At 73.7% G+C, this 22392-nt stretch carries 19 protein-coding genes; 15 read left to right on the top strand and 4 right to left on the bottom strand.

The features are described 5' to 3' along the window. Positions 1 to 8: 8 nt before the first annotated feature. Genes ACFQ8T_RS13300 through ACFQ8T_RS13290 form a run of 3 tightly spaced genes read left to right on the top strand, consistent with a single transcriptional unit; the run spans position 9 to position 4714 of the window. Positions 9 to 2042: an ABC1 kinase family protein gene (locus tag ACFQ8T_RS13300; protein WP_430546998.1), complete on the top strand. Its 2034-nt coding sequence runs from the start codon at positions 9 to 11 to the stop codon at positions 2040 to 2042. 28 nt (positions 2043 to 2070) lie between these two features. Then, positions 2071 to 3474 (top strand): cystathionine beta-synthase, encoded by a 1404-nt coding sequence (locus tag ACFQ8T_RS13295; protein ID WP_430546997.1) that lies wholly within the window; start codon positions 2071 to 2073, stop codon positions 3472 to 3474. 25 nt (positions 3475 to 3499) lie between these two features. Continuing rightward, a complete protein-coding gene (locus tag ACFQ8T_RS13290) occupies positions 3500 to 4714 on the top strand; it encodes a cystathionine gamma-synthase (protein ID WP_430546996.1) in 1215 nt (404 codons plus the stop codon). Between the two features lie 18 nt (positions 4715 to 4732). Here ACFQ8T_RS13290 and ACFQ8T_RS13285 read toward each other — a convergent pair whose 3' ends face one another. Continuing rightward, complete coding sequence (locus tag ACFQ8T_RS13285) at positions 4733 to 5611, bottom strand: universal stress protein (RefSeq protein WP_430546995.1); 879 nt, start codon at positions 5609 to 5611, stop codon at positions 4733 to 4735. A 119-nt stretch (positions 5612 to 5730) separates the two neighbouring features. Continuing rightward, positions 5731 to 6417: a hypothetical protein gene (locus ACFQ8T_RS13280; RefSeq protein WP_430546994.1), complete on the bottom strand. Its 687-nt coding sequence runs from the start codon at positions 6415 to 6417 to the stop codon at positions 5731 to 5733. Positions 6418 to 6647: 230 nt separating this feature from the next. Here ACFQ8T_RS13280 and ACFQ8T_RS13275 point away from each other — a divergent pair, with 230 nt between their 5' ends. From ACFQ8T_RS13275 to ACFQ8T_RS13250, 6 genes are all read left to right on the top strand, one after another. Then, positions 6648 to 9215, top strand: coding sequence for an ATP-dependent Clp protease ATP-binding subunit (locus ACFQ8T_RS13275; protein ID WP_430546993.1), 2568 nt, complete (start codon positions 6648 to 6650; stop codon positions 9213 to 9215). Between the two features lie 449 nt (positions 9216 to 9664). Then, positions 9665 to 10771: an ABC transporter substrate-binding protein gene (locus tag ACFQ8T_RS13270; protein ID WP_430546992.1), complete on the top strand. Its 1107-nt coding sequence runs from the start codon at positions 9665 to 9667 to the stop codon at positions 10769 to 10771. Next, complete coding sequence (locus ACFQ8T_RS13265) at positions 10768 to 11658, top strand: ABC transporter permease (RefSeq protein ID WP_430546991.1); 891 nt, start codon at positions 10768 to 10770, stop codon at positions 11656 to 11658. Before ACFQ8T_RS13270 ends, ACFQ8T_RS13265 begins: the two co-directional genes overlap by 4 nt. Continuing rightward, positions 11634 to 12422 (top strand): ABC transporter ATP-binding protein, encoded by a 789-nt coding sequence (locus tag ACFQ8T_RS13260; RefSeq protein ID WP_430546990.1) that lies wholly within the window; start codon positions 11634 to 11636, stop codon positions 12420 to 12422. Before ACFQ8T_RS13265 ends, ACFQ8T_RS13260 begins: the two co-directional genes overlap by 25 nt. Continuing rightward, a complete protein-coding gene (locus ACFQ8T_RS13255) occupies positions 12419 to 13834 on the top strand; it encodes an LLM class flavin-dependent oxidoreductase (RefSeq protein ID WP_430546989.1) in 1416 nt (471 codons plus the stop codon). The genes ACFQ8T_RS13260 and ACFQ8T_RS13255 overlap by 4 nt, the downstream gene beginning before the upstream one ends. Continuing rightward, positions 13831 to 14916 carry an LLM class flavin-dependent oxidoreductase gene (locus ACFQ8T_RS13250; protein ID WP_430546988.1) on the top strand — a complete coding sequence of 362 codons (1086 nt, stop codon included), beginning with the start codon at positions 13831 to 13833 and terminating at the stop codon, positions 14914 to 14916. Before ACFQ8T_RS13255 ends, ACFQ8T_RS13250 begins: the two co-directional genes overlap by 4 nt. 67 nt (positions 14917 to 14983) lie before the next feature. On the opposite strand, the gene ACFQ8T_RS13245 is transcribed toward ACFQ8T_RS13250, so the two are convergent. Both ACFQ8T_RS13245 and ACFQ8T_RS13240 read right to left on the bottom strand, forming a co-directional pair. After that, positions 14984 to 15664: an HAD hydrolase-like protein gene (locus ACFQ8T_RS13245; RefSeq protein WP_430546987.1), complete on the bottom strand. Its 681-nt coding sequence runs from the start codon at positions 15662 to 15664 to the stop codon at positions 14984 to 14986. Positions 15665 to 15714: 50 nt separating this feature from the next. Continuing rightward, positions 15715 to 16719 carry an NAD-dependent epimerase/dehydratase family protein gene (locus ACFQ8T_RS13240; RefSeq protein ID WP_430546986.1) on the bottom strand — a complete coding sequence of 335 codons (1005 nt, stop codon included), beginning with the start codon at positions 16717 to 16719 and terminating at the stop codon, positions 15715 to 15717. A 160-nt stretch (positions 16720 to 16879) separates the two neighbouring features. Here ACFQ8T_RS13240 and ACFQ8T_RS13235 point away from each other — a divergent pair, with 160 nt between their 5' ends. From ACFQ8T_RS13235 to ACFQ8T_RS13210, 6 genes are all read left to right on the top strand, one after another. Then, positions 16880 to 17941 carry a TRAP transporter substrate-binding protein gene (locus tag ACFQ8T_RS13235; RefSeq protein WP_430546985.1) on the top strand — a complete coding sequence of 354 codons (1062 nt, stop codon included), beginning with the start codon at positions 16880 to 16882 and terminating at the stop codon, positions 17939 to 17941. Further along, positions 17941 to 18444: a TRAP transporter small permease gene (locus tag ACFQ8T_RS13230; protein ID WP_430546984.1), complete on the top strand. Its 504-nt coding sequence runs from the start codon at positions 17941 to 17943 to the stop codon at positions 18442 to 18444. The genes ACFQ8T_RS13235 and ACFQ8T_RS13230 overlap by 1 nt, the downstream gene beginning before the upstream one ends. A gap of 10 nt (positions 18445 to 18454) precedes the next feature. After that, positions 18455 to 19759, top strand: coding sequence for a TRAP transporter large permease (locus tag ACFQ8T_RS13225; RefSeq protein ID WP_430546983.1), 1305 nt, complete (start codon positions 18455 to 18457; stop codon positions 19757 to 19759). A 61-nt stretch (positions 19760 to 19820) separates the two neighbouring features. Further along, the gene (kduI, locus tag ACFQ8T_RS13220) at positions 19821 to 20672 is read left to right on the top strand and encodes a 5-dehydro-4-deoxy-D-glucuronate isomerase (RefSeq protein ID WP_430546982.1); all 852 of its coding nucleotides are present in this window, start codon (positions 19821 to 19823) and stop codon (positions 20670 to 20672) included. Between the two features lie 37 nt (positions 20673 to 20709). Beyond that, on the top strand, positions 20710 to 21459 hold the full coding sequence (locus tag ACFQ8T_RS13215; protein ID WP_430546981.1) for an IclR family transcriptional regulator: 750 nt from the start codon (positions 20710 to 20712) through the stop codon (positions 21457 to 21459). A 112-nt stretch (positions 21460 to 21571) separates the two neighbouring features. Further along, on the top strand, positions 21572 to 22321 hold the full coding sequence (locus tag ACFQ8T_RS13210; protein WP_430547076.1) for an SDR family oxidoreductase: 750 nt from the start codon (positions 21572 to 21574) through the stop codon (positions 22319 to 22321). Positions 22322 to 22392: the final 71 nt, after the last annotated feature.

The following is a 22392-nucleotide window of genomic DNA, read 5'->3' as shown; positions in this document are numbered from 1 at the left end:
GGGCGGTCATGGACGCGGTAGGCGGCGTGGTGGGCGCGATCTTCGCGTTCGTGTCGACGGTGGCGATGCTGGCGCTGCTCGCCTGGACGGCGCGGCGGGTGATGGGCGCGCCGGTCGGCTGGGTCCGGGCAGGGCTCGTCTCGCTGGTGGCGATCTCGGCCGCGTCGGCGGCGCTCACCAGCGGGCTGCGCGCGACGGGCTGGTGGAGCGGCGACGGCGCGCTCGAGGTCGACCCGTGGGTCGCCCTCGTCGGGATCGTCCTCGTCTTCTGCTGGGCGTTCGTGCTGGGCCTGTGCGTGCTGCTCGTGCTGGAGCTGCTGGTGCCCACGGGCACGCTGCCCACCCCCTGGCGCGCCGCCCGCCGGCTGCGGCAGGGGCGCCGCGAGACGCGCCGGTACGCGCAGGTCGTGGCGATCGGCGTCCGGCACGGCCTCGGCGGCGCGTTCGGCCGGAACCGGCGCGACGGCGCGACGACGCCGCGCTCGGACGTCCGCCGCCTCGCGGTCGGGCTGCGCGACACCCTGTCCGACGCGGGCGTCACGTTCGTGAAGTTCGGCCAGATGCTCTCCACCCGGCGCGACCTGCTGCCCGACGCCGTCACCGAGACCCTCGCGACGCTGCAGAGCGACGTGCCGCCGGCGCCGTGGGACCACGTGGAGGCCGTCGTCGAGCGGTCGCTCGGGCGCCCCGTGGCGGAGGTCTTCGCGTCGTTCGACCCGCGGCCGCTCGCCTCCGCGTCCGTGGGGCAGGTGCACGCCGCCCGCCTGCGCGACGGGCGCGACGTGGTGGTGAAGGTGCAGCGCCCGGGCGCGCGCGAGCAGGTCGCCGTCGACCTCGCGATCCTCGGCCGGCTCGCCCGCCGTCTCGAGCGGGACACGGCGTGGGGCCGCGGCCTCGGCGTCGTCGCGCTGGCCGACGGCTTCGCCGCGTCGCTGCGCGAGGAGCTCGACTACGCCGTCGAGGCGGAGAACACGCGCGCCCTGCGCACCGCGCTGGACGTCGTGACGCACGACGGCGCGTCGTCGGGCCCGCTGGTCGTGGTGCCGCAGGTGGTCGACGGGCCGTCGAGCGACACGCTGCTGGTGCTGGAGCGACTGGACGGCACGCCGGTCGGCCAGGCCCAGGAGGTGCTCTCCGGGCTCGACGACGAGGCGCGCGCCGCGCTCGCCGACCGGCTGCTGCGCGCCGCGCTCGACCAGCTGCTCGTGGCGGGCACGTTCCACGCCGACCTGCACCCGGGCAACGTGCTCGTGCTGGCCGACGGCGGCCTCGGCCTGCTCGACATGGGGTCGGTCGGGAGGCTCGGCGAGCCCGAGCGCATCGCCCTCGGGGCGCTGCTGCTGGCGATCGACGGCGACGACGCGATCGCCGCCACCGACGCCCTGCTCGAGCTGCTCGACGCGCCGCCCGGGCTCGACGCCCGCCGCCTCGAGCGCGAGGTGGGCCGGCTGGTGCTCCGGTTCCGCGCGGGAGCGGGGGCGGGCGCGGCGTTCGCCGGCCTGGTCCGGGTCGTGACGTCGGCCGGCATGGCGGTGCCGCCGCAGGTCGCGGCCGCGTTCCGCACGTTCGCGTCGCTGGAGGGCACGCTCGATCTGCTCAGCCCCGGCTACGACCTCGTGGCCGGCGCCCGCGACCACGGCCGACCCCTGCTGCACCGGCTCGTCACGCCCGAGGCCGTGCGCCGGAAGGCCACGCAGCAGCTCCTCGGCTTCGCGCCCGAGCTGGAGCGGCTGCCCCGCCGCGTGACCCGCCTCGTCCGGGACCTGGAGGAGGGGCGGTTCACGGTCACCGTGCGCGCGTTCTCCGACCCCGCCGACCGGGCGTTCCTGTCCGGCCTGGTGCAGCAGGTCATCATGACCCTCGTGGCCGTGGGCGCCGTCGTCGGCGCGGTGGTGCTGTTCGTCGCCGACGGCGGGCCGATGCTCGCGCCGCAGCTGCCGTGGTTCACGGTGCTCGGAGCCGCGCTGGGCTTCGTCGGCACGGTGCTCGCGGTGCGGGTGCTCGTCGTGGCGTTCCGCGGCACCCCGCGGGACCGGTGGTGAAAGCGCCGCAGAGGGGCATGATCGGCTCATGAGATACGCGGAGCACATCTCGGAGCTCGTCGGGCACACCCCGCTCGTGCGGCTCACCCGTGTCACGGACGGCCTCAGCGCGACGATCCTCGCCAAGGTCGAGTACGTGAACCCCGGCGGGTCGGTCAAGGACCGCATCGCGCTGAAGATGGTCGAGGCGGCGGAGGCGTCCGGCGAGCTGCGGCCCGGCGGCACGATCGTCGAGCCGACGTCGGGCAACACCGGCGTGGGCCTCGCCCTCGTGGCGCAGCGGAAGGGCTACGACTGCGTCTTCGTCTGCCCGGACAAGGTGAGCGAGGACAAGCGCGACGTCCTGCGGGCGTACGGCGCGCGCGTCGTCGTGACGCCGACCGCCGTCCCGCCCGACCACCCCGACTCCTACTACTCGGTCTCCGACCGGCTCGTGCGGGAGATCGACGGGGCCTGGAAGCCGAACCAGTACGCCAACCCGAACGGCCCGCTGTCGCACTACGAGTCCACCGGGCCCGAGGTGTGGGCGGACACCGACGGCCGCGTGACCCACTTCGTCGCGGGCGTCGGCACGGGCGGCACGATCACCGGCACCGGCCGCTACCTCAAGGAGGTCTCGGCGGAGCGGGCCGACGGCGGCCCCGTGCGGGTCGTCGGCGCCGACCCGGCAGGCTCGGTCTACTCCGGCGGTGACGGCCGGCCGTACCTCGTGGAGGGCGTCGGCGAGGACTTCTGGCCGGGCGCCTACGACCCGACCGTGCCGGACGAGGTCATCGCCGTCACCGACGCGGACTCGTTCGCCATGACGCGCCGGCTCGCGCGCGAGGAGGGCCTGCTCGTGGGCGGGTCGTGCGGGATGGCGGTGGAGGCGGCGCTGCGGCTCGCGCGCCGCCTCGAGGAGGAGGACGCGGCGGCCGCGGCGGAGGCCGTGGTCGTCGTCCTGCTGCCCGACGGCGGGCGCGGCTACCTGTCGAAGATCTTCTCCGACGCGTGGATGCGGTCGTACGGGTTCCTGCCCGACGAGGAGGGCGTCACCGCGGGCGACGTCCTGCGCGCCAAGGACGGGCGGCTGCCCGACCTGGTGCACACCCACCCGAGCGAGACGGTGCGCGACGCCATCGAGATCCTGCGCGAGTACGGCGTCTCGCAGATGCCCGTCGTCGGGGCGGAGCCGCCCGTGAAGATCGGCGAGGTCGCGGGGTCGGTCACCGAGCGCGCGCTGCTCGACGCCGTGTTCTCCGGCCGGGCCACCCTCGCCGACCGCGTCGACGCGCACATGGAGGCCCGCCTGCCGCTCATCGGCGCCGGCGAGGGCGTGGAGGCCGTGCGCGCTGCGCTCACCGCCGCCGACGCGCTGCTCGTCGTCGAGGACGGCGACCCCGTCGGCGTCCTCACCCGGCACGACCTCCTCGGGTTCGTCGCGGGCCGGTGACGGCGCTCGTGCGTACCCTGGCGAGGTGAGCACCGAGCACCCGGACTGGACCCGTACCGGCTTCTCGACCCGCGCCATCCACGCGGGCCAGGACCCGGACCCGACGACCGGCGCCGTCGTGCCGCCGATCCACCAGGTCTCCACGTACAAGCAGGACGGCGTGGGCGGCCTGCGCGGCGGGTACGAGTACTCCCGCTCCGCCAACCCGACGCGCACCGCGCTGGAGGAGGCGCTCGCGGCGGCGGAGTCCGGGGGCCTGGACCCGGCGCGGGGCTTCGCGTTCGCCTCCGGCCTGGCGGCGGAGGACACGCTGCTGCGCGCGGTGCTGCGCCCCGGCGACCACGTGATCGTGCCCGACGACGCGTACGGCGGCACGTACCGGCTCGTCGCACGGGTCTTCGGGCCGTGGGGGATCGCGCACACCCCGGTCGACCTGTCCGACGTCGGGGCGGTCCGGGCTGCGGTCCGGCCCGAGACCAGGGTGCTGTGGGTCGAGACGCCGACCAACCCCCTGCTGGGCATCAGCGACGTCGCGGCGCTCGCCGGCGTCGCGCGGGACGCCGGCGCGCTGCTCGTCGTCGACAACACCTTCGCCACCCCGTACCTGCAGCAGCCGCTCGCGCTCGGCGCGGACGTCGTCGTGCACTCGACGACCAAGTACATCGGCGGGCACAGCGACGTCGTCGGGGGAGCGCTCGTCGTCGCGGCGGGCGCGGTGCTGCCGGGCGGGCTCGAGTCGCCCGCGGGCGGCACGGACGTGGCGGGCGCCGTCGGCTTCCACCAGAACTCGTCGGGGGCCGTCGCGGGACCGTTCGACGCGTGGCTCACCCTGCGCGGGCTCAAGACGCTCGCGGTCCGGATGGACCGCCACCAGGCCAACGCGGCCGCGGTCGCGGCCTTCCTCGTCGACCACCCGGCCGTGACCGAGGTGCTCTACCCGGGCCTCGCGTCGCACCCGGGGCACGACGTCGCCGCCCGCCAGATGACCGGGTTCGGCGGCATGGTGTCGTTCCGGGCGGGCAGCGAGGCGAAGGCTCTCGACGTGTGCGCGCGCACGCAGGTGTTCACGCTCGCGGAGTCGCTGGGCGGGGTGGAGTCCCTGGTCGAGCACCCGGGGCGCATGACGCACGGCTCGGTCGCGGGCACGTCGCTCGAGGTGCCCGACGACCTCGTGCGCCTGTCCGTCGGGATCGAGGACGTCGAGGACCTGGTCGCCGACCTCGGGCGGGCGCTCGCCTGACGAGGGAGGGTACGGCGGTCAGCCGCGGACGACGGTGACGGGGCAGGGCGCGAAGTCGAGCACCTGCCGGCTGACCGAGCCGAGCAGCAGCCGGTCGAAGCCGCCGAGGCCGCGCGCCCCGACGACGAGCCGCTCGGCGCCCTGCGCCGCGAGCACGAGCTGCTTGGCGGCCTGGCCGTGCACCACCCGTCGGGTCAGCCGCTCGGGCGGCAGCGTCACGCCGGCCGCCCGCACCGCCTCGGCGAGCGAGTCGGCCGCGAACTTCTCGTAGTCGTCGACGGGCGGAGCCCAGCCCCACGACCCCGGCAGCGGGGCCAGCGTCGTGATCTGCCACGCGAAGACGGCGTCGATCGACGCCCCCGTGCGGCCCGCGACCTCGCACGCGTGCCGCAGCGCGGCGACGCTCGGGGCCGAGGTGTCGACGCCGACGACGATGCGCGGCGCCGCCTCGGCGGGCACGTCGTCCTCCGGGGCGCCGTCGGGGTTGCCGTGGCGCACCACCGTGACGGGGACGACGGCGTGCTCCACGACCGTCGTCGACACCGAGCCCAGCACCGCCCGGCCGAGCCGGCCCCGCCGGCGGCGGCCGAGGACCAGCATGTCGGCGTCGGCGCCGAGCTCGAGCAGCCGGTCGGCCGCGGGGCCGGGGAGCGCCGCGACCGTCCCGTCGACGTCGACCCCCGTGCGGGCGCGGGCCGCGTCGAACAGCCCCTGCGCCTCCTCGCGCACCGGGGCCAGCGCCGCCTCGTGCGCGGCGGCGTCGGCGCCCTTCCCGGCGCCCGCGTCGACCATGACCAGCGTGAGCGGCACGGCGGCCGCGGCGGCCTCCCGCAGCGCCCAGTCCAGCGCCTCGTCCGACTCGACCGAACCGTTGACCCCGACCACGATGCCGCGCATCGGCCACCCCGACTCTCTCGTCGTGCGTCCGCCGCCCCCGCCACGACCGGGGGGACGGCCCTGGCTTGCAGCATAGGTCGGGCGTCGTCGCCCGTCAGGGCGAGGTCACGGGACGTCGATCACGCACCGCCGTCAGCACGACGCCGGTCCGAGAGGAGGGCGTCGACGGGCCGGGTCACGACCTCCACCCGGTCGACGAGGTCGGCGGGGCCCGTGACCACGAGGGCGCGGTCGGCCGCCGCCACGTACACGGCGGTGGTCTCGCGGGCGGTGACGCGCACGCAGCCCGCGTCGTCGCCGTCCACGACGAACGTCCCCGTCGTCAGCGGGGCCTCGTCGACCTCGGCGACCAGGGCCCGCATGGCGCTGCGGTAGTCCTGGAACGAGTCCGCGAAGTCCGACCCGTCGTCCACCGCGGCCTCGTCCCCGCCGTCGGACGGCGGGGACTCGACGGGCGCGGCGATGTCGGCGTGCAGGGGTGCGGCGAGGGCGCCGCTGCACGCGGCGCGGACGACGTCCTCGACGTCGTCGTCCGCGACCCGGGTGCGCAGGGTCTCGACATCCAGCGCCTCACCCGTGAACGAGCGGTAGGCGCGCACGAACCGCTCGGACGTCGGGTCGTCGGAGTCGGCGGGCCCGGTGAGCGACTGGTCCTCCAGGTCGAGGCCCCAGGTCAGCGGGTCGTGCACCTCGCCGAGGACGCCGGAGAACTGCGCCAGCCGCGCGTCGTCACCGTTCCAGGCCCGCCGGCCCGCGTCGTGGCCCGCCCCGCCCGCGGCTCCCGGCTGCTGCTCGATCTCGTCCATCGGTACCCCCTGGGTGGAACCTCTGCGGCGACCTCCGCGTCGGCGACCGCCTTTCCCCGAGCCTGGACCGCCTCGCCCGCGGCTGGCAATCCGGCACGCCGTCACGCCCCTGGCGAACATGGGCTTACCGAGGGGTGTCGGCGAGTTGGGAGCGCATAGAGTCGTAGCGGTCAGGCTGTAGCCGTCAATCCGACGGGGTGCAGGTAACGCCGCTCGTGAGGGAGCAGCACATGTTCGAGAGATTCACCGACCGAGCCCGTCGGGTGGTCGTCCTTGCTCAGGAAGAGGCAAGGATGCTCAACCACAACTACATCGGCACCGAGCACATCCTGCTCGGACTCATCCACGAGGGTGAGGGCGTCGCCGCGAAGGCCCTGGAGTCGCTGGGGATCTCGCTCGACGGCGTCCGCACCCAGGTCACCGAGATCATCGGCGAGGGCCAGCAGGCCCCGAGCGGGCACATCCCGTTCACGCCGCGCGCCAAGAAGGTGCTGGAGCTGTCGCTCCGCGAGGCGCTGCAGCTCGGGCACAACTACATCGGCACCGAGCACATCCTGCTCGGCCTCATCCGCGAGGGCGAGGGCGTCGCCGCCCAGGTCCTCACGAAGATGGGCGCCGACCTGAACAAGGTGCGCCAGCAGGTCATCCAGCTGCTGAGCGGCTACCAGGGCAAGGAGCCCGTGGCCGCCGGCGGCCCGCAGGAGGGGCAGCCGTCCGGCTCCGCCGTCCTCGACCAGTTCGGCCGCAACCTCACCCAGGCCGCGCGCGAGGGCAAGCTCGACCCGGTCATCGGCCGCTCGACGGAGATCGAGCGCGTCATGCAGGTGCTGAGCCGCCGCACCAAGAACAACCCGGTGCTGATCGGCGAGCCGGGCGTCGGCAAGACGGCCGTCGTCGAGGGCCTCGCCCAGGACATCGTGCGCGGCGACGTGCCGGAGACGCTGAAGGACAAGCAGCTCTACACGCTGGACCTCGGCGCCCTGGTCGCCGGCTCCCGCTACCGCGGTGACTTCGAGGAGCGCCTCAAGAAGGTGCTCAAGGAGATCCGCACCCGCGGCGACATCATCCTGTTCATCGACGAGATCCACACCCTCGTCGGGGCGGGTGCCGCCGAGGGCGCGATCGACGCGGCGAGCATCCTCAAGCCGATGCTGGCCCGCGGCGAGCTGCAGACGATCGGCGCCACGACGCTCGACGAGTACCGCAAGTACGTCGAGAAGGACCCGGCCCTGGAGCGCCGCTTCCAGCCGATCCAGGTCAACGAGCCGTCGCTCGAGCACGCCATCGAGATCCTCAAGGGCCTGCGCGACCGCTACGAGGCGCACCACCGCGTGTCCATCACGGACTCCGCGCTGGTCTCCGCCGCGCAGCTCGCCGACCGGTACATCAACGACCGGTACCTGCCGGACAAGGCGATCGACCTGATCGACGAGGCGGGCGCGCGCCTGCGCATCCGCCGCATGACGGCGCCGCCGGAGCTCAAGGCCCTGGACGAGGAGATCGCCGAGGCGCGCCGCGACAAGGAGTCGGCGATCGACGAGCAGGACTTCGAGAAGGCCGCCGGGCTGCGGGACAAGGAGAAGCAGCTCACCGCCCAGCGCGCCGACAAGGAGAAGGCCTGGAAGTCGGGCGACCTCGACTCCGTCGCGGAGGTCGACGACGAGCTCATCGCCGAGGTGCTGGCGATGTCGACCGGCATCCCGGTCGTCAAGCTCACCGAGGAGGAGTCCAGCAAGCTCCTGCACATGGAGGACGAGCTGCACAAGCGGGTCGTCGGCCAGAACACGGCGATCAAGGCCCTGTCCCAGGCGATCCGCCGCACGCGTGCGGGGCTCAAGGACCCGAAGCGCCCCGGTGGCTCGTTCATCTTCGCCGGCCCCACGGGCGTCGGGAAGACGGAGCTGGCCAAGGCGCTCGCCGAGTTCCTCTTCGGGGACGAGGACGCGCTGATCCAGCTCGACATGTCCGAGTTCTCGGAGAAGCACACCGTGTCGCGGCTGTTCGGCTCGCCTCCCGGGTACGTCGGCTACGACGAGGGCGGCCAGCTCACGGAGAAGGTGCGGCGCAAGCCGTTCTCGGTGGTCCTTTTCGACGAGGTCGAGAAGGCTCACGCGGACATCTTCAACTCGCTGCTGCAGGTGCTCGAGGACGGTCGCCTGACCGACTCGCAGGGCCGGGTGGTCGACTTCAAGAACACCGTGATCATCATGACCACGAACCTCGGCACGCGGGACATCGCCAAGGGCGTCCAGACCGGCTTCAACGCCGGCGGCGACCTGGTGACCTCCTACGAGCGCATGAAGGCGAAGGTCAACGAGGAGCTCAAGCAGCACTTCCGGCCGGAGTTCCTCAACCGCGTCGACGACGTGGTGGTCTTCCCGCAGCTCTCGCAGGACGAGATCATCGAGATCGTGGACCTGGAGATCGCGAAGCTGGACAAGCGTCTGCGCGACCGGGACATGGCCATCGAGCTCACGCCCGCCGCGAAGAACCTGCTGGCGGAGAAGGGCTACGACCCGGTGCTCGGCGCCCGTCCGCTGAAGCGGGCGATCCAGCGGGAGATCGAGGACACCCTGTCCGAGAAGATCCTGTTCGGCGAGCTCAAGGCCGGCGACCTCGTGCTGGTCGACGGCGAGGGCGAGGGCATCCTCGGGGAGTTCAGCTTCCGCGGGGTCCCCAAGAGCGAGCACGAGCGCGGGCCGGTCACGGTCGGCGCGGCGGCGGCGCTCGACGCCCCCACCGGCGTCTCGGTGCACGACCTGCCCCCGACCGGGCAGATGCAGGCCGGCGCGGAGTGACGCGCTGAGCCCACCGGCCTGACGGTCGACGACGAAGGCCCCGGACCCCCTCACAGGGTCCGGGGCCTTCGTCGTGCCCGCCTCCCGTCGTCAGGGCGGGCGCGGGCCATGCCCTGCGCTGGTCCTGACAGCTCGGGGTGACGACGCCGAGGGTCCCGCATCGTGAGACTTTCCGGGGAACTCTCGCGCGGGGCTTGCGCGGCGCCTACTTTCCCTGCCATGCCCGCCGACACGAACGGACTCCGGTCCCCGGCCACCCGCACCGCGGGGGCCGTCGTGCCGTGCGCCCGCCGGGGCTGTCGGCCCCGCCGCCGCTGTCGCCGCTGACCCGACGCACGCCGTCGCCTCCGCCTTCCCGGCAGCAGAACCCGCTCGAGACCACCGCCCCGTCCGCCGTCGCGCGGCCGGGTGACGTGGCGTACCCCCGCACGCCCCGAGAGGACCCCGTCATGCCCCGAACGATCCCCTTCCGCCGCGCCCGCGCTGCCCGACGGACGGCCGCCGCCGTGGTCGGCCTCTTCGGACTGCTCGGCACCGCCGGCTGCGTCGCCGACGCCGCCGCGGACGGCCCGGGCGGCACGCTCGCCGCCTCCGACCCGCTGCCGTCCGCGGTGCCGGACGGCACGACGCTCGTCGTCGGCGACCCGACCACCGAGGTCGCGCTCGAGCTGGCCGGCGACGAGATCGAGCACGACTTCTCGTTCGACCTGGAGTGGGCCAACCTGTCCGGCGGCCCGCAGACCATCGAGGCGTTCCGCGCCGAGTCGCTCGACGTCGGAGCGGTGGCGGACATCCCGCCCATCCACGCGACGTGGACGGGCGTGCCGGTGTCGATCATCGCGACCCAGTACCGGGAGAACTGGCAGGAGGCGCCGATCTACGAGCTCGCCGGGCGGCCCGGCATCGCGCTCGGTTCCCTCGACGACCTGGCCGGCAAGCGGATCGCGTTCAGCCCCGGCCAGGCGCAGGGCGCGCTGGTGCTCAAGGCGCTGGCCGCGGCCGGGCTCACCCAGGACGACGTGGAGCTCGTCGAGCTGCCCAGCACCGGCGACGTGTACTCGACCGCGCTGGCAGCGGGGGAGGTCGACGTCGCCCCGCTGGGCGGCACGCAGCTGTTCCGCTACCTCACGAAGTACGAGGCCGACGGCGCGCAGTCGGTCAAGCACGGCCTGCGCGACGACGCCGGCCACCTCTACGCGCCGAAGGCCGTGCTCGAGGACCCGGCCAAGGCCGCGGCGCTCGACGAGTACGTCGAGGTGTGGGCCCAGGCGAAGGTGTGGGTCGCCGAGCACCCCGAGGAGTGGAAGCAGGGGTACTACGTCGAGCACGAGGGGCTGACCGAGGAGGACGCCCAGTACCTCACGGACCACGCGGCCGTGCCCGACATCCCGGCCGACCTCACCGACGGCATCGCCCGCACGCAGGAGACGGTCGACCTGCTCGCCGAGGAGCTGGACGAGGACCCGCTCGACGCCGCCGACCTCTTCGACCAGCGGTTCGTCGCGGCGCAGACCGCCGGCGTCGAGGCACAGCGCGCGGCGGAGGAGGACCGATGACCGCCGTCGGCACCATCACCCGGGCGGGCACCGCGCCCCGCACGTCTCCGGGCGCGGCGCAGACCGTCGCCGGTGCCCGGCCCGAGGCACGGCCCGACGTCCGCCCCGCCGGCCGGCGGCTCGGGCTGGGCCGTCCGATCCCCGCGGCCGGGCTGCTCGGCGTCGTCGTCCTGGTCGGCGTGTGGGTGGCCGGCTCCGCCACCGGCCTCATCGACCAGCGGGTGCTCAGCGCCCCGTGGACCGTCGTCACGACCGCCGGCGACCTGATCGCCAAGGGCGACCTGCAGGAGAACCTCGGCGTCTCGCTGACCCGCGCGGCCCTCGGGCTGGCATGGGGCGTCGCGGCCGGCGTCGTCCTGGCGCTCGCCTCCGGGCTCAGCCGGGTGGGCGACGCCCTCCTCGACGGGCCGATCCAGGTCAAGCGGGCCATCCCGAACCTCGCGCTGCTGCCTCTGCTCATCCTGTGGTTCGGCATCGGCGAGCCGATGAAGGTCATCACCATCGCGCTCGGCGTGTTCATCCCGATCTACGTGCACACGCACAACGGGCTGCGCTCCATCGACTCCCGGTACGTCGAGCTGGCCGAGACGGTGCGGCTGGGCCGGCCGCAGTTCGTGCGCCGCGTGGTGCTGCCGGGCGCGCTGCCCGGCTTCCTGCTCGGCCTGCGGTTCGCGGTCACCGGCTCCCTGCTGTCGCTGGTCGTCGTCGAGCAGGTCAACGCCACCGCGGGCATCGGCTACATGATGGAGCTCGCCCGCACCTACGGACAGACCGAGGTCATCATCGTCGGCCTCGTGGTCTACGGCGTCCTCGGGTTCAGCGCCGACGCCGCCGTCCGGCTGCTGCAGAGGAGGGCGCTCGCATGGCGACGCACGCTGGAGGACTGAGCGTCACGCCCGCCGCGACCGGCACGGACGCCGTCGCCGGGGCGCCCGCCGTCGCCGTGCGCGGCCTGGTGCGCGCGTACGGCGAGGACCGGGTGCTCGACGACCTCGACCTGGAGCTCGCCACGGGGGAGTTCGTCGCGATCCTGGGTCGCAGCGGCTCGGGCAAGTCGACGCTGCTGCGGGCGCTCGCGGGCCTCGACCACGGCGTCGCGGGCACCGGCGAGGTGCGCGTGCCCGACCAGGTGTCCGTCGTGTTCCAGGACTCGCGGCTGCTGCCGTGGGCGCGGGTCCTCGACAACGTCGTGCTGGGCCTGGACGGCGTGGGCCGTCGCGACGCCCGCGACGCCGGCCTGGCCGCGCTCGCCGAGGTCGGCCTCGCCGGCCGGGAGCGCGCCTGGCCGAACGAGCTGTCCGGCGGCGAGCAGCAGCGCGTGTCGCTGGCCCGCTCGCTCGTGCGCTCGCCCCAGCTCCTGCTGGCCGACGAGCCGTTCGGCGCCCTCGACGCCCTCACCCGGATCCGCATGCACGAGCTGCTGCGCGACCTGTACGACCGGCACCGGCCCGCGGTGCTGCTCGTGACGCACGACGTCGACGAGGCGATCGTGCTCGCCGACCGCGTCGTCGTCCTCGACCGCGGCCGCATCGCCGTCGAGCGCCGCATCGACCTCGACGGCGCGCGCGACGCCGCCGACCCCCGCTTCGCCACCATCCGCACCGAGCTGCTCGACGCCCTCGGCGTCGAGCGGAAGGACGTGACCGCATGACCCGCACCGCCGGCCGCGACGGCCACCGCCCCGGACCCTTCCACCTCAACGCGTTCCTCATGAGCACCGGGCACCACGAGGCGTCGTGGCGGCTGCCGGAGAGCTCCCCGGACCACACGTCCACGAACATCGCCTATCTGCAGCGGCTGGCCCGCACGGCGGAGGAGGGGCTGCTCGACTCCGTCTTCTTCGCCGACGGCCCCGGCCTGCGCAGCGACGTCGGACGCCGCCCCGCCGGGTCGTTGGACCCGCTGATCGTGCTCACCGCGCTGGCGGCCGCCACGGAGCGCATCGGGCTCATCGCGACGGCGTCCACGACCTACAACTCGCCGTACAACCTGGCCCGGCGGTTCGCGTCGATCGACATCGTCTCGGGCGGCCGCGCCGGGTGGAACGTCGTGACGACGGCGGGGCCCGACATCGCGCGCAACTTCGGCCTCGACGACCAGCCCGCGCACGCCGTGCGCTACGAGCGCGCCGCGGAGTTCCTGGACGTCGCGTCCACGCTCTGGGACTCGTGGGACGACGATGCCGTGCTCGGCGACAAGGAGGCCGGCGTCTGGGCGGACGCGGCGAAGATCCACCCCGCCGGGCACGTCGGCGAGCACTTCTCCGTCGCGGGCGCGCTCACCACCCCGCGGTCGCCGCAGGCGCGGCCGCTCATCGTGCAGGCCGGGTCGTCGGAGGACGGCAAGGGGCTCGCGGCGCGGTATGCGGAGGCGGTGTTCACCGCGCACCAGACGCTCGACGACGCGCGGGCGTTCTACGCCGACCTCAAGGCCCGGACGGTCGCGGCCGGCCGCGACGCCGACGGGATCAAGATCCTGCCGGGCCTCGTGCCGGTGCTCGGGTCGACGGAGGCCGAGGCCCTCGCGGCCGAGCGTGAGCTCGACGAGCTCATCGTGCCCGAGTACGCGCGCCGCCAGCTCGCCGCGACCCTGCGCGTCGACCCGGAGGACCTGCCGCTGGACCGGCAGCTGCCCGCCGACCTGCCCGACGAGGACGAGATCGAGGGCGCCAAGAGCCGGTACACGCTGATCGTGGAGCTCGCGCGGCGCGAGCGGCTGACCGTCCGCGCGCTGATCGGCCGTCTGGGCGGCGGCCGCGGGCACCGCACGCTGGCCGGCACGCCCGAGCAGGTCGCCGACGCCCTCCAGGACTGGTACGACGCCGAGGCGGCGGACGGCTTCAACATCATGCCGGCCGTGCTGCCGCGCGGGCTGGAGGAGTTCACGGCGCACGTCGTGCCGATCCTCCAGGCGCGCGGTCTGTTCCGCACCGCCTACGAGGGAACCACGCTGCGCGAGCACTACGGGCTGGAGCGGCCGGCGAGCCGGTACTCGTCGTCGGGCGCGTCGTCGGCCGTGTCGGTCGAGGCCGTCGAGCTCGCGACCGCGGGGGTGGGGGCATGAGCGCCGACGTCCTCTGGTACATCCCCAACCAGGTGCGCGCCGGCCACCGCGGCGACGTCGTCACGGCGGACCACAACAGCCTGGACACGCTCACCGAGCAGGCACTCGCGCTGGAGGAGCACGGCTGGGACGGCGCGCTGCTCGGCACCGGCTGGGGCCGCCCGGACACCTTCACCGTCGCGGCGGCGCTCGCCGCCCGCACCACCACGTTCAACCCGCTGGTCGCGATCCGTCCCGGCTACTGGCAGCCGGCGCACCTGGCGTCGGCGGCCGCGACGCTCGACCACCTCACCGGCGGGCGCGTGCGGATCAACATCGTGTCCGGGCAGGACGGCGTCGCCCAGTACGGCGACGACGTCACCGACCGCGCGGCACGGTACGGGCGCACCCGCGAGTTCCTGCAGCTGGTGCGCCGGCTGTGGACGCAGGACGACGTGACGTTCGAGGGTGCGCACTACCGGGCCGACCGGGCCACGCTGCCGCTGCGGCCCGTGGGCCGGGAGGGGCGCGCGCACCCGACGCTCTACTTCGGCGGCGCGTCGCCGGAGGCGGAGGAGGTGGCGGCCGCCGAGGCCGACGTGCAGCTCTTCTGGGGCGAGCCGCTGGACGGCGTCGCCGAGCGGATCGACCGGCTGCGCGCGCTGAGCGAACAGGTCGGCCGGGAGCACGCGCCGCTGCAGTTCGGGCTGCGCGTCACCACCTTCGTCCGTGACACCACCGACGAGGCCTGGCGCGACGCGGAGGCGAAGGTCGCGCAGCTCGCCGAGTCGTCCGGGGCGCAGGGGTGGCGGCGTGACGCCGATCATCGAGCGGTGGACCGGCCCGTCGCCGTCGGGCAGCAGCGGCTCCTCGACCTCGCCGCCCGCGGCGACGTGCTCGACGAGAACCTGTACACCGCGCCCGCCCGCGCGGGGGGAGGCGGCGCCGGGACCACCTGGCTCGTGGGCTCGCCGTCCGACGTCGCGAAGTCCCTGCGCCGCTACCAGGACCTCGGCGTCACGCACTTCGTGCTGTCCGACACCCCGTACCTGGACGAGATCCGCCGCCAGGGCGAGCAGCTGCTGCCGCTGCTCCGCGACTGACCGCGGGACCTGTCAGGGCCACGAGCGCGTCTTCCCGCACGTGGCCCTGACAACTCGCGGGCGCCGGTCAGCGCAGCCGGGACAGGACGGCGTCGGTGAGGTCGGCGACGTCGTCCACCAGCGCGACGGCACCGGCGTCGGCGAGCTCGCCGGGCGCGGCGTACCCCCAGGTGACGCCGACGCACCGGATGCCGTGCTCGGCGGCGCCGTGCACGTCGTGCTCGCGGTCGCCGACCATCAGCGCGGGCCCCTCGGCCGGGTCGACGGGGGAGGTGCGCCCGAGGGACGCGAGGGCCTGGGCGATCACCGTGGCCTTGGTCGACGTGCCCTCGTCGAGCGGGGCGCCGAAGACGCCGTCGACCAGCTCCGTGAGCCCGTACCGGTCGCAGATGGGCTTCGCGTACACCTCCGGCTTGGACGTCGCGACGGCGAGCGTGCAGCCGGCGGCCCGCAGCGCGCGCAGCACCTCGGGGATGCCGTCGAACACCCGGTTGTCGTACATGCCGCCGGCGGCGTACGCCTCGCGGTACGCGCGCACCGCCTCGTCCACGCGGTCGGCGGGGACGCCGTGCGCGGGGAACGTGTCGGTGATCGGCGGGCCGACGAACGAGCGCAGCGTGGCGTCGTCGGGGACGGGCAGCCCGAGCGTGCCGTAGGCGTGGCGGATGCCCGCGACGATGCCGGGCGCGGAGTCGGTGAGCGTGCCGTCGAGGTCGAGCAGGACGAGCGGGGAGGGGGAGCGGGTCACCCCGGCAGGGTACGTGCCGGGGTGCCCGCGTCCGTCCAGGTGCCCGGACCTCAGACGGCGCGCGCGTGCGCGACCAGGCGGTCGAACGCGGCGTCGAGGGCGTCGTCCACCCGCTGCGCCTCCGGGTGCGCGTCGTGCCAGGCGATCTGCTCGACGGCGGCCTGGTCGTAGGTGATCGTCGTGCCGAACTCGGGCACCAGGGCGCGCAGCTTGGCGCAGTCGAACACCATCGAGTGGGCCTTGTCGCCCAGCAGACCGGGCCCGACGTCGGGCAGCGCGCGGGCGATCGTCTCGGACGCCACGTGCACGAGCTCGGGCTCGTCGACGCCCGCGGCGGCCGCGAGCCAGCGGTAGACCTGGTCCCACGTCGGGGCGTGCGTGCCCATGATCTGGAACGTGTCGCCCACGGCGGCGGGGTGGCCGAGCAGGCCCACGAACCCGACCGCGAAGTCCTCCGTGTGGGTCAGGGTCCACAGCGAGGTGCCGTCGCCGTGCACGACGACGGGCTTCCCGGCACGCAGCCGCGCGACGTCGGTCCAGCCGCCCGTGGTGGGCAGCAGCGTGCGGTCGTAGGTGTGCGACGGGCGCACGATCGTCGCGGGGAAGCCGCGGTCGCGCCAGGCCCGGACGAGGACGTCCTCGCCGGCGATCTTGTCCCGCGAGTACTGCCAGAAGGGGTTGCGCAGGGGCGTGGACTCGGTCACGGGCAGGCGCTCGGGCGGCGTCTGGTACGCCGAGGCGGAGGAGATGAAGACGTACTGCCCGACGCGCCCGGTGAAGCGCTCGACGTCGTGCGCCACGTGGTCCGGGCGGAACGCGCGGAACTGTGCGACGACATCGAACTCCCGGCCGGCCAGCGCGGCGTCGACGGCGTCGTCGTCGGTCACGTCGGCCACGAGCGTCTCGACGTCCGGCGGCAGCGGCCGCGTCGTCGACGTACCGCGGTTGAGGACCGTGACGCGGTGCCCGAGAGCGACGGCGCGGGTGACGCTCGCGGCGCTGATGACGCCGGAGCCGCCGATGAACAGGACGTCCTGAGGGCTGCGGATGCTCATGGGTCCATCGTGCCCGCCCCGAGGCAGAGAGGCCTGCGTCGGGCCCGGCGTTTGACAGGCAACCCCGCCAACTGGTTCCGTACTGCAGAACTGAGTTCCGTGTGACGGACCATGAGGCACCTCGGGTGCCTCGCTCGACGAGGAGCAGAAGGAGGGGGCGATGAAGCTCAGACGACTGGCCGCAGCAGGGTCTGCGGCGCTCGTGGCGGTGGCGCTGACCGCCTGCGGCGCGGGGTTCACGACCGCGACGGCAGGGGGCGCGGCGTCCGACGGCGCGGGCGCGCCGGAGGCGGAGCGGGTCTTCAAGGTGGCGTTCAACCAGAACGCCGACCAGCCCGAGGCCGTGGCGATGACCCACCTGGGGGAGCGGCTCGCGGAGCGGACCGACGGCCGCTACTCGGTGGAGGTGTACCCGAACGAGACGCTCGGGGCGCAGAAGGACACCGTGGAGCTGGTGCAGTCCGGCGCGGTCGACCTGGCCCTCGTGGCCGGGTCGCTCCTGGAGAACATCAACGCGGACTTCGTGGCCCTGAACATGCCGTACGTGTACGACTCCCAGGCGCACCAGGAGGCCGTCCTCAACGACCCCGCGATCACCGGCGACCTGTACTCCTCGCTCGAGGAGCAGAACATCCGCGTGCTGGGCGGCTTCTCCGCCGGCGTGCGCAGCGTCTACACCTCGGTGCGACCGATCGAGACCCCCGAGGACCTCGCCGGTCTCAAGATCCGCGTCATGGAGACCGACACCAACAGCCGGATGATGGACCTCATGGGCGGCGTCGGCACGCCCATGGGCCAGGGCGAGGTCTACACCGCGATCCAGTCGGGCGTCATCGACGGCGGCGAGAACAACGAGTCGATCTACCGCAACCTCAAGCACGACGAGGTCGCGCCGTACTACTCGTACACGAACCACCTCATGATCCCGGACTACCTCATCACCAACCCGGCCACCTTCGACGCCATGTCGGAGGCCGACCGCACCGTGTTCCTCGAGGAGCTCCAGGCGGCCTACGACGAGTCGAGCCGTCTCACGACCGAGGTCATGACGGAGAGCCAGCGGGCCGCCGAGGAGGCGGGCGCCGAGTTCAACGCGCCCGACGTCGATCCGTTCCGCGAGGCCGTCGCCCCGCTGCTCGACGAGAAGCTCACCACGCCCACGTCGCGCGAGCTCTACGACCGCACCCGCGCCGTCGCGGAGCAGATGGCGGAGGAGGAGTGATGACCCGCGTCAAGAACGGCCTCGACGTCGTGCTGCGCTGGCTGTGCGTGCTGCTCCTGGGCGCGCTGGTGCTGGTCGTGGCGTGGCAGGTCTTCACCCGCCAGGTGCTGTCGGCGCCCAGCGTGTGGTCCGAGGAGCTCGCCAAGTACCTGTTCGTGTGGCTCAGCTTCTTCGGCACCGCCCTCGTGTTCGGCGAGCGCGGGCACATCGCCGTCGACTTCCTGGTGCGCAGGGCGCCCGAGCACCTGCAGCGCGCGGCCGCCGTGCTCAGCCAGGTCGTGACGTTCGCGTTCGCCGCGCTGGTGCTCGTCTACGGCGGCTGGCAGCTCGCCCAGCTCACCTGGACCCAGGACGTGCCCAGCCTCCCGCTGATGGTCGGCTGGCTCTACCTGGTGCTCCCGGTCTCGGGCGTGCTCGTGCTCTTCTACACCGTCTACCACCTGGTGGCCGTCGTGCGTGGCGTGGAGAACGCCACGACCGACGGCGAGCCGGACGCAGTCTGAGGGGGCTCACATGGAGGTGGCAGCAATCGCCGGGCTGGTCCTGATCGTCGGGATCCTCGCCCTCCTCGCGCTGGGGATCCCGATCTCCGTGGCCGTCGGCACGTCGTCGGCGCTCGCCGCGATCACCGTGCTCGGCTTCGAGAACGGGCTCCTCACGTCGGCGCAGCAGATGTTCCGCGGCGTCAACAACTTCTCCCTGCTGGCGATCCCGTTCTTCGTGCTCGCCGGCGTGATCATGAACAACGGCGGGATCGCGCTGCGGCTCGTCAACTTCGCCAAGATGCTCGTGGGCCGCGCCCCCGGGTCGCTCGCCCAGACCAACGTCGCGGCGAACGCGATGTTCGGCTCGGTGTCCGGATCGGCCGTGGCGGCCGTCGCCGCCGTCGGCTCGACGATGGGCCCGCTGCAGGCCAGGGAGGGCTACCCCAAGGACTTCGCCGCCGCGACCAACATCGCGTCCGCGCCGTCCGGCATGATCATCCCGCCCAGCAACCTGATGATCGTCTACTCGCTCGTGTCGAGCACGTCCGTCGCGGCGCTGTTCGTGGCCGGCTACGTGCCCGGCATCCTGTGGGCCGCGGTCTGCATGGTGATCGTGCACCTGTACGCCCGCAAGCGGCCCGAGCTGCGCGTGACCGAGAAGCTGTCGGGTCCCGCCAGGCTCAAGGTGGCGGGCGAGGCGGTGCCGGCGCTCCTGCTCATCGTCATCGTCATCGGCGGCATCCTGGCGGGCGTCTTCACGCCCACCGAGGCGTCGTGCATCGCCGTCCTCTACTCGCTGGTCCTGTCGTTCGTGTACCGCTCCATCAAGGTGCGCGACCTGGGCGAGATCCTGCTCGAGTCCGGCCGGACGACGGCGATCGTCATGTTCCTCGTCGGGGTGTCCGCGGTCATGTCGTGGGTCATGTCGTTCGCGCAGATCCCGCAGCTGGTGACCGACGCCCTGCTGACCGTCAGCACCAACCCGTACGTGCTCATCGTGCTCATCGTGGTGCTGCTGCTGGTCATCGGGTGCTTCATGGACCCGACGCCGGCCGTGCTGATCTTCGCGCCGATCTTCCTGCCCGTGGTCACGGCGTTCGGCATGGACCCCGTGCACTTCGGGATCTTCATGGTGCTCGCGCTGTCCATCGGCACGATCACCCCGCCCGTCGGGCCCGTGCTGTTCGTCGGTGCCAGGGTGTCGGGCATGTCCATCGAGAGCGTCATGCGGCGCCTGGTGCCGTTCTTCGTCGGACTGGTGATCCTGCTGCTCGTCGTGGCCATGACGCCGGCCCTGTCGCTCTGGCTGCCCGGGCTGCTCGGGCTCGCCTGACCGCGCCGCCGGCACCGCACCCGCCCGCCCCACACCGCCCACCACCGAATCGGAGGTTCCCATGGAACAGCGCTACGCCACCGCCCCGGAGCAGATCCCGGGCATGACCACCCAGGACCTGCGGGACCGCTACCTCGTGCCCGACCTGTTCGTCGACGACGAGATCCGCACGGTCTACACCCACCACGACCGCGTGGTGCTGGGGGGCATCAGCCCGGTGTCCGCGCCGCTGACCCTGCCGGGCTACCCGGAGATCCGCTCGGAGCAGTTCTTCGAGCACCGCGAGGCCGGCATCGTCAACGTCGGCGGCTCGGGCACGATCACGGTGGACGGCACGGAGCACCGCCTCGCGCACGGCGCGTGCCTCTACGTGGGGCGGGGCGCGGCCGACGTCGTGCTCGCGTCCGACAGCTCGTCCGGGACCGCCGGCGGGGAGGCCGGGCCCGCCCGGTTCTACCTCTTCTCCGCGCCGGCGCACACCGCGTACCCGACCACGCTGGTCGAGCCCGGGCAGGGCACCGTGCGCGAGCTCGGCGACCAGGTCACGTCCAACCGCCGCACGCTCAACCAGTACATCCACGAGAACGGCGTGCGGTCGTGCCAGGTGGTCATGGGCGTCACGACCCTGCACCCGGGCAGCATGTGGAACACCATGCCCGCGCACACCCACGACCGGCGCACGGAGTGCTACCTGTACTTCGACCTGCCGGCCGAGGCACGCGTCGTGCACCTGCTGGGCGAGCCCACCGAGACGCGGCACATGGTCGTGGCGGACCGCGAGGCGATCATCTCGCCCAGCTGGTCGGTGCACTCCGGCGTCGGCACCGCCGCATACTCCTTCGTGTGGGCGATGGCCGGCGAGAACCAGGCGTTCGACGACATGGACGGGTTCGACGTCGCGACCATGCGCTGAGGACGCGCGGACGCGCAGGGACGAGGAGGAACGGTCGATGAGCGAGGCGACGACGGCCAGCGAGAAGACGCTGCTGGTGCTCGAGGCGGCGATGACGCACGGGCGCTTCAGCGAGATCGTGGCGGCGGTGGACCTGCCCAAGGCGACGGTGCACCGCATCCTGGCCACGCTCGTCGACCGGGACTTCATCCGGGTCGCGGACGGCGGGACGCACGTGCCCGGCCCGAAGATCCTGTCCCTGGCCGGGGCGGCGTACGACCGGGTGGACGTCTCGACGATCGTCCAGCCGTACGTCGACGAGCTCGTGCGCCGCGTGCAGTGCACGGTGCACGTCGGCGTGCGCAGCGGCGACGAGATCATCTACCTGGTCCGCACCGACTCGGACAAGCCGTACCGGATGCCGTCGCGCGTCGGCGCGTCGATCCCGCTGCACACCTCCGCGATCGGCAAGTCCATCCTGGCGCGGCTCGACGACGACGCCGTCGAGCGGTTCGTCAACCGTGCCGGGCTGCCGCGCCGCACGGCGCGCAGCCTCGCGACGCTGGAGGACCTGCGCGCGGAGCTGGCGGACATCCGCCGCGACGGGTATGCGTTCGACCGCGAGGAGAACGTGCCCGGCGTGGTGTGCATCGGCACCGCCGTCCGCGACCACTCCGGCCACTCCAACTACGGCCTGTCGATCTCGTCGCTCGCCCTCGAGCACACCGAGAGCCAGCTCGCCGCGATGGCGGACGACCTGCACAAGACGGCCGCCGACATCACCCACGCGCTCGGGGGCGACCGGTAGGGCCCAGCGCCCCGCCCGCCCCGGGCCCGACGAAGGAACGAGACACGTGAGCACCAGCACCACCGACCGCCCGACCGCCCAGGCACCCGGGCTCGACCCCGCCGTCGCGCGCCTGTTCAGCCTCGAGGGCCGCACCGCGGCCGTGACGGGCGCCAGCAAGGGCATCGGCCTCGCGATCGCGACGCTCCTGGCCCGCGCGGGCGCCGACGTGATCGGCATCAGCACGACGATGCCCGAGGGCGACTCGGACGCCCGCCGCGCGGTCGAGGCCGCGGGGCGCCGGTTCACGCCGGTCGCGACCGACCTGTCCGACCGGGACGCCGTCGCCGCCCTCGCCGCGACGCTCGTCGAGCGCGAGGTGGACGTGCTGGTCAACAACGGCGGCACCATCCGCCGCGCCCCGGCCGCCGAGCACCCGGACGCCGACTTCGACCACGTGCTCGAGGTGAACCTGCGGTCCGCGTGGACCCTCTCGCGCGAGGTCGGCCGCGGCATGCTGGCCCGCGGGCACGGCAAGATCATCGGCACGGCGTCGATGCTGAGCTTCCAGGGCGGCGTCAACGTGCCGGGCTACACGGCGTCGAAGTCGGCGCTCGCGGGCCTGACCAAGGCCCTCGCCAACGAGTGGGCCGGCCGCGGCGTCAACGTCAACGCCGTCGCGCCCGGCTACGTGGCCACCGCCAACACGGGTGCGCTGCGCGCCGACGAGGACCGGAACGCCGAGATCCTCGCGCGCATCCCCGCCGGCCGCTGGGCCACGCCGGAGGACATCGCCGGCGCGGTGCTCTACCTCGCCTCGCCCGCGTCGGACTACGTGCACGGCGCGATCATCCCCGTCGACGGCGGGTGGTTGGCGCGCTGAGCCGGGCACGGATCGCGTCGACGGGGCAGCCGGGGGGGGGGTCGCCCCGGGGCACCCCCCCCCGGGGGACT

It is taken from the genome of Isoptericola sp. NPDC056618, assembly GCF_042792715.1.
Classification (GTDB): Bacteria; Actinomycetota; Actinomycetes; order Actinomycetales; family Cellulomonadaceae; genus Isoptericola; species Isoptericola nanjingensis.
Note: the sequence above shows the minus strand (reverse complement) of the source record. Positions and strands in the feature narration are given on the sequence as shown.